We start from the raw sequence: 14,754 nt of genomic DNA on the forward strand, positions 1-14,754 counted from the left end.
CATGAAAACCGTCTTTCTGCTGAGTGCATTTTTGATCGCCTTTCTGGCCTGTAACGACTCCGTTACGCCCAACACCCCACCCAAAACCTACGATTTTTCGGCTGTAGACAAATACCTTGAGGAGAACCTCGGCGTCTATCAGGATAGCGTACTGGTGCTGGTTTCCCAGAACGGGCAGGTGATTTACCAAAAAGAAGTGAACCTGACCACAGGTACAAACCGGCTGATTGCATCGGCTTCCAAATGGCTGTCGGGCGCGGTGATCATGAGTCTGGTCGATGAAAAGAAGCTGGCGTTGACCGACACCGTTGGTAAATTCCTGCCCATTTTTACCCGATACGGAAAAGGCAACATCACGATCCGGCAGTTGTTTTCGCACACCTCCGGTTTTCCGGGCGACTCCCCCGAGAAGTTTGAATACCGGCGTGACCTGACCCTGGCGCAAGCCGTCGATTCGCTGGCGGTGTATACCAAACTGACCAACCCGCCCGGCAAAGCCTTCAATTACGGCAGTGCGAGCATGCACGTTGCCGGACGGATTGCGGAACTGGTTTCCGGCAAATCCTGGCAGGTGCTGTTCAATGAGAAAATTGCGGTTCCCTGCGGGATGCAGGCGACGTATCTGCTGACCAGCCTGAAAAACCCCTTGATGGCCGGTGGTGCCCGTACCTCCGCCCGCGATTACCTGAATTTTCTGGAAATGATCAACCAGAAAGGTGTGTTTAAAGACAAGCGGGTTTTGAGTGAGCAGGCCATCGCGGAGATGCTCAGTGACCAAACCGCTGGTGCCACGATTCAGGGAACGCCCTACCCCACCAACCCGTACTCTCCCCATCCGACGGTCGGCGTTCGCTACGGCATCGGAAACTGGCGGGATGTGGTGGACGCTTCCGGAAAAGCCCTCGAAACCAGCAGCCCCGGCCTGTTTGGCGCGCACCCCTGGCAGGATTCCAAAAACAGCGTGACCGGTATTATCTTTACGCGCACCACAACCCGGCAAAGTGCCACCACGAGCTTGAAAATCAGGGAGATGATTCGGGCTACCATTGAGAAATAGCGGTTGGGTTTACCGGGACATCTTCGGAAGAAGCTATGTTTCTGTTTTAGTCAATGCTTACAGATAGCCAACTTCTTCGACATGAAAGTTCCGTTTTGGCTTAAATCAAGTTCCTAAACCCAGGTGAGATGTCTTGAAACTACGCTGCTTTATATTGACTATAAGTGACTTTACGTGGATATATCCGTCTAACAAGCTAAATGTCAATTATCCACCTAAAGAAAACTACTATGAAGACGGCATCTACCTGGCTTATCATCAGAGCCATAAAACTAGTTCTGGTCTTTTCAATTTGGACTGGCTTTTCCTACGGACAAGACATTGACGATGATCCTTTACCTGCAGGCAATGTGGCCTATTCTCCCGTTGGAATCGGCGTAAAAGAAATGCATAAAAAGACCAGTCAAAGCGTCGTTTGGTTCAAACGACATCCTGAACGGTATATGCAAGTTCCTGGTTCTGGTACTGGCTATTTTATTCAGACCGATCCCAAGCTGGATCATTACTGCTTTCTAACCGCCGGACATGTTCTATATGACGGGAATGATGTGCTGGAGAAAAATCGAACCATGTTATTGGACATGGCTTTTCAGACGGTTTATATTAACCCCAGATCAAATCCTGCCACCTACCAGGCCGTTGTAGGACGCCCATCCGGTGTGCCGGTTTCAACAACCGTGGTCGTTGCGAAAGTCAATGGCAAGGGAACATTAAGTTGGAAAGATTATGCCCTCGTCAAAGTCCCCAAATCAGAAGTATCTGGTATTCCTTTTCGATTGCATGGTTTCCAATTTCTTGCAAATAAATCCCTCCCTTTAACCCGGCTGAATGATGATGCGATGAAGTCAGCCTACGTTATTCATCATAAAGAAGGTCGACCACAACAAATCTCAACACTTCAAAAGCGCGCTTACGTCCAGCCAGGCACAAATCCCACGAAGCAATATTCGTCAGCCTGGGCAATGCCAAACTGGTCAGGTGCGTTAGGCCCTGGTGCTTCCGGCGCTCCGCTGGTTTTGCCGACTTTAGGTGGCACCTTCATTGACCCACCAGCCATTGGGATCTATGTTGGCCGACCGGCCAACATAGATCCCCCTTATTTTCCAATGATTTCACCGACTGATACGTCTGATTTTGTCTTTGTTCAATTAGCTACTCCGGAGTTAAAAAACTATATCCTGGCAAACTGTACGGGTAATCTCAAAGAAGACGAATATAAAACAAGTCAGAACAAGCCGGTTGCTCTGAATACAAAAGCGCTCGAAGATTTATTGGATGAAGCAGTTTCTTTCATTAATAAAGATATTGATTATTTGAAGGGAACTTCCCTGACTACACTAAATTTAGGAGGAAGTGGGTCAGCGGCTGAGGCAATTACCGCTTTAGACACGTACAAACAAAAAGCAAATGCACTGAAGCAGTTAATCAAAGCGAACGGCGCACCTGCACAAATTCAGTCACAGGTTCTGGAACTTGATTTACGAATGACCGCAATAGAATCAAGATTAGAACGGCTAACCTTGAAACCTTCTCTGACTCCTTTAAATCCTTCAACAGTACAGGCAAATGCGGTTAATGCCTTGACCTATCTGGGCAGGTATTTACTTGAGGTATTGGTATCGAATTCAGTAAGCAGACCGATCTTCGACAAACCGATAGATGCTCGTTATGTATATACAAATTTAGCCCTTACCATCCCAACGCTTAAAACACGACTTTCATCGGTTCAAGATCGAATGCTGTTTTTAGCAAACAATATCTTTTCACCCAAGCGAGCAAAGCGGGATATTACGGGTCAACCCCCGCAAGTACAAGCGCCGAACGAGGTCGTCAGTCTTCAACAGAAAGTATTGGAAACCATTCAGGCTGTTAACTCTTACCTTTTATCAACTTCTGATTTTCAAAACAACAATCTTAGTTTTCTGTTTGGTGCAGAATATTTTTATAACAACCGGGAGACCAACTCCAACCGGTTCTTACTGACCAATTTTTACGAAGAGGAGTATCTTATTACCGAGTATATTGCCGGTAAAATCGATGAAGAAATAGCGAAAGCCAAGACGAATAAAACCACATATTCAACGGCATTTGTCACCGACTGTACTCAGAAAGTAAATGAAATCCGAGATTATCTAAGTCGGCTGAAAGCTGCTAATTATCCGAAAAGCTTTATAACTGTGGTGGGAAGTAAGGTAGGTAATCTGGCTTATTCGACGTTCAACGATAAAGCCAACTTTACGATCAATAATTATACCCCCGACCTAAACTGGCAAAAACTGGATCTTAGTTATAGTCAGACCAACTCATTTGGTTATCAGTATATTTCACCCGGACTCTCCACAAATCTCAAAGCCATCGAAGGGAAATACGAATCATATTTTACTTTTCCATGCCTGTCGAAAACAAAAGTATCCTTAGGCAACTGGTATTCGAGCCGATTTAAAGTGACAGGAACCATCAACCTGGACAATATTGGACAAATTACGATTCATCCCTATCTCCAGGACTTCCTGAATCGCAATGCGATCACACTACAAAAGAAAGGGAGTGTTGCGTCCAGATCAGGAAGTGAAAACAAGATGATTACCTATGATTATGTTTTTGATCAAGCCAAATTACCAAATCCTGGTGAGGGATTTGTAACTGGATTCAATATTGATAACTATATTAAAACACAGACTGAAAAACCGGCTTTGACGTTCGGTCAAAGGAATAATATGGTTTCATTCGAAATGGCAAGTCCCGAAATTCTGCTGGTAGCCCGCGCTCTTAAACAAGTTTCTTGCGTAGTAGATGCTCCAGGATATGAACATTCGACAGAAGAGGAGACCAATCGACCTAATGATTATGTTGGTTATAATTTATACCTGATGAAACGTTATGTGGGCGATTATCTGACTTTTAAATACCGAATTGAATTAGATAACACGATTGGGTGGGACTTCGACCTTTCAATAGCCGAGTCGGAGTCTCCGATCGTTCCCGGAAAGTACTATCAAATTAAAAATAGGGGTACGGGTCGTTATATTGAACCAAGTGGTGATACGGGACTCCAGATGGCGCAAGGACCGGGGAATAGCGGATATGTTGATGATTGGCGTTTCAGTTTGAATGCCGACGGCAGTTATTCGATCTACGAACGCATGCTAAACCCCTATTATGTCGCTGAAATTCCGGGGAGTAGTACCACGAGCGGTATCCAGTTAACGTTAAATAGACCCAACGATGGGCTGAACCAAAAGTGGGAAATTATTCCCTCCCCCGCCAAGTTTGGTTATTATGTAATCAGGTCGCTGGTAAGCTCCAATTCTCCTTTGCAGATGACGGCGACGACCAATCCCAATTATTGGGAAAGTGGCACTAAAATCATGTCAGTACCACTGGATCGAACAGCGTATCAGGATTGGACATTTGAGTCAGGTTCAGGTGCACGGCAATCGGCCGTTTCAATTCCCACGGAGACGGTTATTGAGGAAGATCAAAATCGTCCGGTATTACATCCCAATCCGGTCACCGATCAATTGCAACTGAACCTTCCTGTTGGTTATGAACAGAGTGTTATTACGATTTCTACGGCATCGGGAGCAGGTATGAATCTTTTTGTTGAAAACCAGGGACTTCGACGAGTGGTTGATGTGCGGTCATTAAAACCTGGTCTATACTTTATTCAGGTGCAGTGTGCGGGCAAACCCCGACATGCCTTAAAATTCCTGAAACAGTAAAACCGCCAATGAAATAAAATCAACGACCTACCAAAAGAGCATCGGCCGGACAAGTGCCTTTTTGGTAGGTTTTTTTCGATCTTTTAAAAATAAAACCCAGAGCTTCTACGTCTCGATAGATTGCAAGATTTAGAAGCACTTTTAAGATGAAATTAGAATTATCTGACATAATTTATACGCCTGGTTAAAACGGCAGCGCAGGCAAACGGACGGAAACCGTGGTTCCCAGATGCGGGACGGACTGAATCTGGAGAACGCCCTGGTGCAGGCTGATGATCTTTTCCGCCAGCGTGAGCCCCAGACCAAATCCCTGAATGCCGCCCACGTTACCGGCCCGCATCATGGGCAGAAACACATCGGACAACTGCGCTTCGGGAATACCGATGCCCTGATCGACGACATCGATAACGACCCAGGAAGGCTGGTAGGTCACCTGAACCTGCACCGGCTGGTGGCTGGAATATTTACAGGCGTTGTCGATGATGTTGATCAGGGCCGTGCGCAGCAGGCTGTTGTTGCCAACCACCTTGATCACCGAACTGCTCTCCGTAAAAATATCGGTCAGTTGGAGTTCAATGGCCTGTTCGGGGTATTTTTCCTGAAAATAGGTTACCGTATCCAGAATGGTATCGACCAGATTGATGTCTTCCAGCAACCGCGACGGATTCAGCCCTTCCACTTCGGTTAAACGCAGCAGGGAGTTGGCCAAATCGATGGCACCATCCAATCGAAACAGGGCTTTCTCGATGCTCTGGTGCGTGGCTTCCAGCGTCTGATCGTAGGCCAAACTCGTTTCCAACATGCCTTTGACCACCGTCAGGGGCGTCCGGATTTCGTGGGAAGCATAGCCGATAAAATGCTCGTGGCTCAGTGCCAGTTGTTGCAACTGGCTCAACAGGTCGTTGAACGATCCGGCCAGATAGCTGGCTTCGTCGGGCTGGGGTTCGTGAATCAGCCGAAACGAGAAATCATTGACCGTGGCGGCATTAATCTGGCGAATGAGCTGGTCGAACGGGTACATGGCCCGGCTGGCAAATAAAAAACCGGCCAGAACAATGACCACCAGCGAAAGAAAATTGCCGCCGATCAGGATGGCCACCAGATTCCGGCTGGTCTGTCGCCCACTCAGGTCATAGGCCGTCACAATGGCAACGTAAACCTGATTTTGATGCCGGAACGAGAGCGCAACACCTTCCTTCGGGGCCTCCCACTCCGGACTCTGGTAGGTAAAATACACTTCTTCGCGACGGGCCTCCTCAAGCAATTCGGGCGGTGGCGGGTAATCGTCGGGGCCAGTCGAGGCATAGATTCGCTGGTTTTGGTCGTCAAAAAGCGTTTCGTGCTGCTCGGGTAAGGTCAGGTAGGTCGATTGCTGAAATTCGCTGCGGTTCAGAAAATAAGTTTGAGCCGCCAGGGCCCGGCGCTGCAACCGGGTCTTCATCAGCGAACTGCGGTAGGATTCGTAGGCCTGAAAAATAAACACGGAGAACAGAATGAGCAAAGCCGCTACCAGCAGACCAAACGCAATGGTTATCTTCTGCTTGATGCTCATGGTTCGGCACCGATCATATACCCGACTCCAAAGACCGTGTGCAACAGCTTCGGTTCTACGGTATCAATTTTCCGGCGCAGGTAGTTGATGTACACGTCTACAACGTTGGTGTTGGTATTAAAATGCACATCCCAGACATTTTCCTGAATGCTCACCCGGCTCACCACCCGCCCCTGATTGGCGAGCAGATACTCCAGCAGGGCATATTCCCGCGCCGTCAGGCTAATGCGCTGCCCGGCCCGCCAGACCTGGTGCGACTGCGTATCGAGTTCCAGATCCAAAAGTTGAAGCCGCTGGGGTAGCAACGGCCGGGGCGAATTCCGCCGGGCGAGGGCTTTCAGCCGAAAAAGCAACTCTTTAAAAGCGAACGGTTTGGTCAGGTAATCGTCGGCACCGGATTCGAAGCCCAGCACTTTGTTGTCCAGACTCCCCAGTGCCGTCAGCAGAATGACGGGAATGGCCGGCCAGTTCTGCTTGATATACCGGCACAGATCGTAGCCATTCATGCCGGGAATATTGACGTCCAGCACGACCACATCGAACCGGTGTTCGTTGACCAGACTCCGGCCAATAACGCCATCAAACGCCGTCGAAACCGAAATCCCCTCGGACTGCAGTCCCTTCTGGATGAACTGCGCCAGTTCAACATCATCTTCTACAAGTAAGACATTCATAGGCTGTCTACCGTCTTTTTTAGGCTAAATGTAGCAACAAAGTAACCAATTCGGGGGGTTGGCCCGGACTCTAACCAAATTCTAATAAGTCACTAATCAGCCTTTAATGGAAGGGGTGGTTATTTTGAAAAGGAATTGTTGCGACCCGTACAGCCTGATTCTTATTTTGAAACGCACTATGATTCAACGTCATCTGCTTGCCTTTGTATTTTTGCTGGGAAGTTCACCCCAGTTGTTTTCCCAGACGCTAACGCTGGAGGGAGCGGTTGAAGCTTCCTTTGCCCAATACCCCACACTGGCGGCTCAGCGGTCGGCGCTGGATGCCATCCGCGCCAACGTCCGGGTCGTCCGCGACAACCGCCTGCCCAATGTCAGGCTGCACGATCAGATCAACATCGGAACGGCCAACGGGTTGTCAGGTTCTTATTTTTCACTGGGCCTGATTGTACCGACTTCGGGTGGACGCCGGGCCGAAAACCGCCCGGATCTCGCATCGGGCAATGTGGCGCTGGCGACCGCCGACTGGGAAATCTACAACTTTGGCCGGTTTTCGGCGGAAGACAAGCTCGTTCGCAGCGATGTCGCCGTCAGCGAAGCGAACCTCCAGCGCGAGCAGTTCGGGTTGCGCCAGACGGTGATTAGCAGTTACCTCGATTTATACTGGACGGAGCAGAATCTGCTCATCGAAGAGCAGAACCTGGCCCGGGTCGATACCGTGCGCCGGATCATCGTCAACCTGGTTCGCAACGGCGTCAAGCCCGGCCTGGATTCTTCTCTCGCCAACGTCGCGCTTTCCCGCGCCCGGCTGGCCTACCTCCGGATGCAGGAAGAACGGCAGCGCGCGCGGGTTCAACTGGCCACGCTGACGGGTCGCCCGGCCGAAGAGGTAAAAATCGATACCGCCTTCCGGGTCGGGCCTTTGCTGGTTCCGCTTTCGACATCGCTCACCCCACCGACGCATCCGCTCCTGCGGGTTCAGGAACGACTGGTCACCCGGCAAACCGCCGAAATTGATCTGATTCGAAAATCGGCGCTTCCGAGAGTCTCGCTGCTGGCGGCCACCTGGGCACGGGGGTCCAGTCTGGATGTCGAAAACAACTTCGGCCCGGTGGCGAAAGGGCTGGCCTATAGCCGCACAAACTACCTGCTCGGCATTGCCGGAACGGTCAATCTGATGGATTTTCGACGGGCTTCTCACCGCATTAAGCTCCAGCAATTCCGGATTGAGGAAGCCCGCAATCAGTTGGCCGTGGCCAAGTTGCAACTCCAGAATGCGGTGGGGATTGCCGACGCCCAGCTTTCCGTCGTTCAGAGCGAACTAAGCGAACTGCCGAACACCCTCCGCTCGGCCCAGGATGCGTACAACCAGCGGTTTTCACTCTACAACAACGGACTGGAAACGATTTTGAGCCTGACCGACGCCCTGACGCTGCTCACGGCGGTGGAGAAAGAAGCCGTGCAGACCCGCGCTCAGGCCGTTCAACTCCGGTTGCAACGCGCTCAGGCAACCGACAATTTTGAGGAATTCTATTCGCTGTTCCGGCGCTAACCCACCCTAAATTTCCTGCTTATGTCTTTATTAGCAACGTCGTTGAAACGCCCCATTGCGGTTTTGGTACTCGTGACCGGAGTCGTTGCGTTTTCGATCATGTCGGCAATGCGGATTCCCATCGACATTTTCCCGCGCCTGAACTCCCCGACCATTTACGTGATCGAACCCTATGGCGGGATGTCGCCGGCGCAGATGGAAGGGTTCTTTGCCACCCGGATGCAGGACCAGTTTCTGTACATCGGCGGTATTCGGGAAATTCAGAGCCGCAGTGTGCAGGGGCTCACCATCGTAAAGCTGGCTTTTTATGAAGGTTCCGACATGGCTCAGGCTGCCGCCGAAGTGGCGATTCAGGTAAACCGGGCCATGAAATTTTTCCCGCCGGGCGCATTGCCCCCGCAGGTGGTGCGCTACGATGCGTCGTCGGTGCCGATCGGTGATCTGGTGTTTTCGAGCAAAACCCGTTCGCTGGCGGAAATTCACGAACTGGCGGTAACGCGCATTCGGCCCCTGTTTTCCACCGTGCCGGGCCTGACAGCTCCGCCCCCGATTGGAACCAACTCCCGCACGATTGTCATCAACCTGAACCCCGACAAAGTCCGGAGCCTAAACCTCTCGCCCGATGAAGTGGTGGAAGCGCTGGCCGCCAACAATGCCATGACGCCCTCCGGCAACATCCGGATCGACAACACCACCTACATCACCACGCTGAATTCGCTGGAAGACCAGGTGGCCGATTTTAGCCGGATTCCGGTCGTTACGCAGGGACACCGCACCGTGTTTCTGGGCGACGTGGCCACTGTCCTCGACGGTTCGGACGTAACGGCAGGCTATGCGCTCGTCAACGGAAGCCGTTCATCCTACATCCCGGTTGTTAAAACCGCCGATGCCTCGACCTGGGACGTGGTCACGCGGCTGAAGGCCAAACTGCCCGAAATGCGCGGTCTGCTTCCGGACGATATTGAGGTCAATTACGAATTCGATCAGTCCGTGTTTGTGATCAATGCCGTTGAAAGCCTGCTGTTTGAAGGCGGGCTGGGGGCTATTCTGACGGGCCTGATGGTGCTGCTCTTTCTGGGCGACTGGCGCTCGTCGGTCATCGTCATCATCACGATTCCGGTTTCCATCATTGCCGCCGTTTTGGGATTAAGTCTGGCCGGACAAACGATCAACATCATGACGTTGTCGGGACTGGCGCTAGCCATCGGGGTGCTGGTGGATCAGGCCACGGTGACGATTGAGAATATTCACCAGCACCTGGAAATGGGCCGGGGCACGTCAGCCAAACCCCGGAAGCAGGCGATTTTCGATGCCTGTAAGGAAGTCGCCCTGCCGCTGTTGCTGATCCTGCTGTGTATTCTGGCAGTGTTTGCGCCTTCGTTCATCATGACGGGTGTACCCCGGGCCATGTTTCTGCCCCTGTCGCTGTCGATCGGTTTTGCCATGACGGTTTCCTATTTTCTGGCCCAGAGTCTGGTGCCGGTACTGGCCAACTGGCTCATGAAAGACCACGTTCACAAAGCGGATCACGAAGCAAAAAAACCCGGTTTTTTTGAGCGGGTCCGCGTCGGGTTTGTGGGGCAGACGGGGCGACTTCTTCAACGCAACGGGCTCATTCTTACGCTGTATTTCGTGGGTATTCTGGCCCTGGCCGGCGTCGGTTTCGTATTGATCGGGAAAGACATGCTACCCGTGACCAACTCCGGCCAGATGGTGATCCGGATGAAAACCCCCGACGGCACCCGGCTCGAACGCACCGAAGAACGCGTAGGCGAACTCCTGGCACTGGTCGATGAGGTGTCGGGGGGGAACCTGGCGGTTTCGTCGGCTTACGTTGGGGTTGTACCGACCAACTACGCCACCTCCAACCTCTACGTCAATACCAGCGGAACCAACGATGCGGTTATTAAAGTAGGGCTGACCAAGGGTTTTCATACCAACATGCAGGACCTGAAAGAACGCATCCGGCTGGCGGTTCAGGACCAGCTTCCCGACCTCACACTCTCGTTCGAACCCGCCGACCTGACCGAAAAGCTCATGAGCGGGGGGGCCAGCACGCCCATCGAGGTGATGGTGGCCGGACGAAATATGAAACAGATTGCGGGCTATGCCAACCGCCTGGTCGACAGCCTGGCCGAGGTGCCGTATCTGCGGGACGTCCGCATTCTTCAGCCGCTGAAATTTCCGGTTATCAACATCACACTCGACCGGCAGAAACTGGCCATGATGGGACTGAACCTCCAGCAAGCCGCCCGGTCCATTACCGCGTCCACATCTTCGAGCCGGTATACCGAAAAAAACCAGTGGCTCGATAAACAGTCGGCGTACACGTACCAGGTGCAGGTGCAGATTCCGGAATATGACATGCGCAACATGACACAACTGGAGTCGATTCCGCTGGTGTCAGGTCAGACGCGGCCCGTACTGGGTGATGTCGCCACGTTTTCCATCGACACGCTGCCCGGTGAATATGACCGCATCGGCCCCCGCCGGTTCGTAACGGTTTCCGCCAATATCCACCACCGCGATCTGGGCACGGCCACCCAAGCTGTGGAAGCCACCATTGCCAAACTGGGCGAAACGCCAAACGGACTCATCACGGAAGTGAAAGGGATGTCGTCACTGCTGACTGAAACGCTCGACAGCCTGCAACTGGGGCTGGGCATTGCGGTGCTGGTCATCTTCCTGTTGCTGGCGGCCAACTACCAATCGTTCAAGCTGTCGTTTGTGGTCCTTAGCACCGTACCCGCCGTCATCGTGGGTTCCATTGGGCTGCTGCTGTTGACGGGCAGTACGCTCAACCTGCAATCGTACATGGGGATCATTATGTCGACCGGTATTTCGGTCGCCAATGCCATTCTGATTGTTACCAATGCGGAGCGGTTGCGGTGGGAATACCGCAATGTGCCGCGAGCCGCCATCGACAGTGTGGGGCTGCGACTCCGACCGGTTCTGATGACCTCGTTTGCGATGGTGGCCGGGATGATTCCTATGGCGATGGGAACGGGCGAAGCCGGGGAGCAGGTGGCTCCACTGGGCCGTGCCGTGATTGGCGGACTGATTGCCTCTACCCTGGCCGCACTGTACATCGTGCCGCAGGTTTACGTCTGGTTGCAGCGAAATACGAATTATGTTGACCCATCCCTGTTGCCCGACGACACGACTGCCGATCATCCGGACGTTGAAACTCCTGATTTTGAACCCCAAACCGTTCATCCTTAAGCGTATGAAAATCATCGAATATAGTCGTTTGCTGGCCTTGCTGGGCCTTTGTACACTGAGTAGCTGTAACTCGTCAGACTCGGGGCAGACGGTTCTAAAAAAGAAGTCGACCACCAAACCGGTGGCCGAAACCAAATACCGCATTGGCGCCGTGTCGCGGCAACCGGTGGGGCAAACCGTGCAATTGCCGGGCGAATTTCACCCCTACCAGGAAGTTACCATCTATCCCCGGGCTACAGGTTTTGTGGATCGGGTACTGGTCGACCGGGGTTCGGCGGTTCGCAAGGGTCAGGTGCTGATGACGATTGATGCGCCCGAAACCGAAGAGCGGCTGGCGGCTACCCGTTCCAATTCGCTCAAAGCCCAGGCCCTGCTGGTGGCGAGTCGTGAGCATTACCGGCGGTTGCTGGCCAGTAACAAGGTCCCCGGCTCCGTATCGGCCCTCGATCTGGAAACCGCCTTGGCGCGGGTGCAGGCCGACAGCGCATCGTTGCTGGGCGAGGAGGCCAATTACCGCGCCATGGCCAAGCTCAAATCCTACCTGACCGTTGTGGCTCCGTTCGATGGGTTCATCACCGAGCGGAACGTTCACCCGGGGGCCTTGGTCGGAACCGGTGCGCGGCAGGACCGGCCCATGCTGGTGTTGCAACAGCAAAACCGCCTGCGGCTAGTTTTCGATGTTCCCGAGACCTACAGCAGCCAGCTTCGGAAAAGCGAAGCGCTGGCGTTTACGGTCAGTGCCATGCCGGGGAAAGTCTTCAAAGGAAAAATTAGCCGCCGGTCGGGCACGATGAATCAACAGTTTCGCTCCGAAACGGTGGAAATCGACGTAGATAACCAAAACCGCCAGCTTCAGCCCGGCATGTTTGCCGACATCAGCCTGTCGGCCACCGGAACGCCCGGTGCGCTGGCGGTTCCCACGTCGGCGGTTATTGCCTCCACGGAGGGCCAATACGTCATCAAAGTCGAGGACGGCCGGGCCAAGCGTGTGGCGATTCGGCGGGGCCAGAAATCCGGCGACATGATTGAAATTTTCGGCGATTTACGCGACAACGACAAAGTCATTTTCAACGCCCGGGAAACCATCAAAGAAGGAACGGCGATTCAGTAGAATGAGTGGCCCGGCAAATTGCCGGACCGACCTACGCCCGAGAATACGGTATTGGTAAACCTCTTCAGGCCATGATCCTTTTTATCCTTCTAACCGCACTGGCCGTAGGCATTTTTTGCTTTATGGTGGGGCAGTATTGGGAACAAAAAAAAGAGGAACGCCTGAAAAACAAAATCCACCTAGAAAATACCGGGATGGATGCCAGTTACCGCCGAATCAAGAAAGAGCTGGATCAATTGCTACAGCTTTATAAACAGGGCGCCCTGTCGGAAGAAGCGTATTTTCTTCAGACGGATGCGTTGATCGATGAACTGGCCCGGTTACTGGACGCCGGTTCAACGTCCAGCCGTCCGTGAGACGGCGTTCAAAATCCAGTCGTTATGCGCAATCATTTTACTATGTTTAGCCGTTCTGCTTTCATATGTATTTGACTTGCTGAGCCGCCGATACCGGATTCCGTCGGTGCTGTTGCTGCTCGGCACCGGAATGCTGCTTCGCCAACTGGCAGACTACACTGGTTTTCAGATCCCGTTGCAAAACCGGCTCCTCCCGGTTCTGGGTGAGCATTCCGGAGTCGCTGCGTCTCAACGGGCTTCCTTCCGGAATGCTCATGTTAACCGTTATTCTGTCGGTGCTGATGATGACCGGGGGCATGTTGCGCTACCACTGGCAGACCGGGAAACCGCTCGAACCGAAACTTTAAAGAACCCCTCCGGTTATACGAAGTACGATGGAACAACCCAATAAACTTCCCACCAAAACGCCGGGGCCAGCCGATTATCTGGCCAACGAACGAACCTTTCTGGCCTGGATACGGACCAGCGTAGCCCTGATGGGCTTCGGGTTTGTCATTGTCAAATTTGCCCTTTTCATTCGCCAGCTCAGTGTCGCCCTCGGCGAAGGAACGGTTTTGCCCTCGAAAGGGTATTCGGCGGTCATCGGCGTGCTGATGGTGGCTTTGGGGGCGATTCTGGCACTGCTGGCCTTTTTTCGGTACCGATCGGTCGAAAAACAACTCAACGAGAACGTTTTCTTCCCCTCTCAACGGCTTTCACTCCTGCTGACCCTGAGCATCGTGATCGGCGCTATTCTCCTGATTCTGTATCTTTTACCCGGTATTTAATCCCCGCTGACATTCAAAACCGGGCGGTGTCCAGCGACGAGAACAACAGGTGGCGCAGAAAGGTCAACAAGGGATCTTTGCTTTCAATCCGGCCAGGCGACTCAACCCCGAAATCGGTCAGCGCTGGCAGGTGTTGCATAAAAAACGCCTGGTAATGCGCGGTTTCAATCAGGGAGCTGGCGCGCGACCGGGCGTAGGGATAGCCGGGACGGTATTCCAGAATGATGCCGGCAATGCGGCTGCATAAATCTTTGTACGGTTTGAAGAGTTGCTCCCGGTTGTCTTCCGTAACGTGGTGGGTCAGATACGCTTTGCTCGCTTCCTGAATCACGATGCTGTGCAAAGCCGGAATATCCATGTCGTCTACCGCTGTCGATACATGGAGTTGCGACAGGTCTTTCAGCAGCAGCAGCTTCAGAATCCGCTCCAGCTTTTCCCGCGAATCGGTCAGGTTGTTGGTCTGAAACAACACCTGGTATTCCAGCCACTGCCAGTACCAGGCCACCAGATATACCAGCAAGCGGTGTTTGTTTTCAAAATACCGGTAAATACTGGACTCTTTGGTGCCGATCCGGTCCGCCAGCTTACGGAATGTCATCTCTTCAAACCCAATTTCGGCCATCAACTGAATGCCCTGCCGAACAATCCGGCGACCCAGTTCCGAGCCCTCCGGATCACGCAGAAAAAGCTTCTCGTTCATCCGAACCACTACAGTATATTCCATTTAGCGCGTCTATTTACTGT

At 52.6% G+C, this 14,754-nt stretch carries 11 protein-coding genes; 7 read left to right on the forward strand and 4 right to left on the reverse strand.

The window, feature by feature from the left end:
• Nucleotide 1 precedes the first annotated feature (1 nt).
• Both DUE52_RS23000 and DUE52_RS23005 read left to right on the forward strand, forming a co-directional pair.
• A complete protein-coding gene (locus tag DUE52_RS23000; protein WP_114408416.1) occupies nucleotides 2-1,057 on the forward strand; it encodes a serine hydrolase domain-containing protein in 1,056 nt (351 codons plus the stop codon).
• Between the two features lie 230 nt (nucleotides 1,058-1,287).
• A complete protein-coding gene (locus tag DUE52_RS23005) occupies nucleotides 1,288-4,779 on the forward strand; it encodes a T9SS type A sorting domain-containing protein (protein ID WP_165841008.1) in 3,492 nt (1,163 codons plus the stop codon).
• Between the two features lie 184 nt (nucleotides 4,780-4,963).
• Here the strand turns inward: DUE52_RS23005 and DUE52_RS23010 are convergent, their stop codons facing one another.
• Entirely contained in the window at nucleotides 4,964-6,331 is a 1,368-nt protein-coding gene (locus DUE52_RS23010) for a sensor histidine kinase (protein ID WP_114408418.1), read from the reverse strand.
• Nucleotides 6,328-7,005: a response regulator transcription factor gene (locus DUE52_RS23015; protein WP_114408419.1), complete on the reverse strand. Its 678-nt coding sequence runs from the start codon at nucleotides 7,003-7,005 to the stop codon at nucleotides 6,328-6,330. The genes DUE52_RS23010 and DUE52_RS23015 overlap by 4 nt, the downstream gene beginning before the upstream one ends.
• Before the next feature lie 178 nt (nucleotides 7,006-7,183).
• On the opposite strand from DUE52_RS23015, the gene DUE52_RS23020 reads away from it, so the two are divergent.
• The 4 genes from DUE52_RS23020 (at nucleotide 7,184) to DUE52_RS23035 (ending at nucleotide 13,243) form a co-directional block, all read left to right on the forward strand.
• A complete protein-coding gene (locus DUE52_RS23020; protein WP_165841009.1) occupies nucleotides 7,184-8,554 on the forward strand; it encodes a TolC family protein in 1,371 nt (456 codons plus the stop codon).
• A 21-nt stretch (nucleotides 8,555-8,575) separates the two neighbouring features.
• Nucleotides 8,576-11,776 carry an efflux RND transporter permease subunit gene (locus tag DUE52_RS23025; protein ID WP_114408421.1) on the forward strand — a complete coding sequence of 1,067 codons (3,201 nt, stop codon included), beginning with the start codon at nucleotides 8,576-8,578 and terminating at the stop codon, nucleotides 11,774-11,776.
• A gap of 4 nt (nucleotides 11,777-11,780) precedes the next feature.
• Complete coding sequence (locus DUE52_RS23030) at nucleotides 11,781-12,887, forward strand: efflux RND transporter periplasmic adaptor subunit (protein WP_165841010.1); 1,107 nt, start codon at nucleotides 11,781-11,783, stop codon at nucleotides 12,885-12,887.
• A 71-nt stretch (nucleotides 12,888-12,958) separates the two neighbouring features.
• A complete protein-coding gene (locus DUE52_RS23035) occupies nucleotides 12,959-13,243 on the forward strand; it encodes a hypothetical protein (protein ID WP_133299922.1) in 285 nt (94 codons plus the stop codon).
• 61 nt (nucleotides 13,244-13,304) lie between these two features.
• Here the strand turns inward: DUE52_RS23035 and DUE52_RS23040 are convergent, their stop codons facing one another.
• Nucleotides 13,305-13,499, reverse strand: coding sequence for a hypothetical protein (locus DUE52_RS23040; RefSeq protein ID WP_114408423.1), 195 nt, complete (start codon nucleotides 13,497-13,499; stop codon nucleotides 13,305-13,307).
• 118 nt (nucleotides 13,500-13,617) lie between these two features.
• Between DUE52_RS23040 and DUE52_RS23045 the strand changes: the two genes are divergently transcribed.
• Complete coding sequence (locus DUE52_RS23045) at nucleotides 13,618-14,010, forward strand: YidH family protein (RefSeq protein ID WP_114408424.1); 393 nt, start codon at nucleotides 13,618-13,620, stop codon at nucleotides 14,008-14,010.
• A gap of 13 nt (nucleotides 14,011-14,023) precedes the next feature.
• Here DUE52_RS23045 and DUE52_RS23050 read toward each other — a convergent pair whose 3' ends face one another.
• The gene (locus DUE52_RS23050) at nucleotides 14,024-14,734 is read right to left on the reverse strand and encodes a TetR/AcrR family transcriptional regulator (protein WP_114408425.1); all 711 of its coding nucleotides are present in this window, start codon (nucleotides 14,732-14,734) and stop codon (nucleotides 14,024-14,026) included.
• Nucleotides 14,735-14,754: the final 20 nt, after the last annotated feature.

Source organism: Larkinella punicea, assembly GCF_003334855.1.
Taxonomy (GTDB): Bacteria; Bacteroidota; Bacteroidia; order Cytophagales; family Spirosomataceae; genus Larkinella; species Larkinella punicea.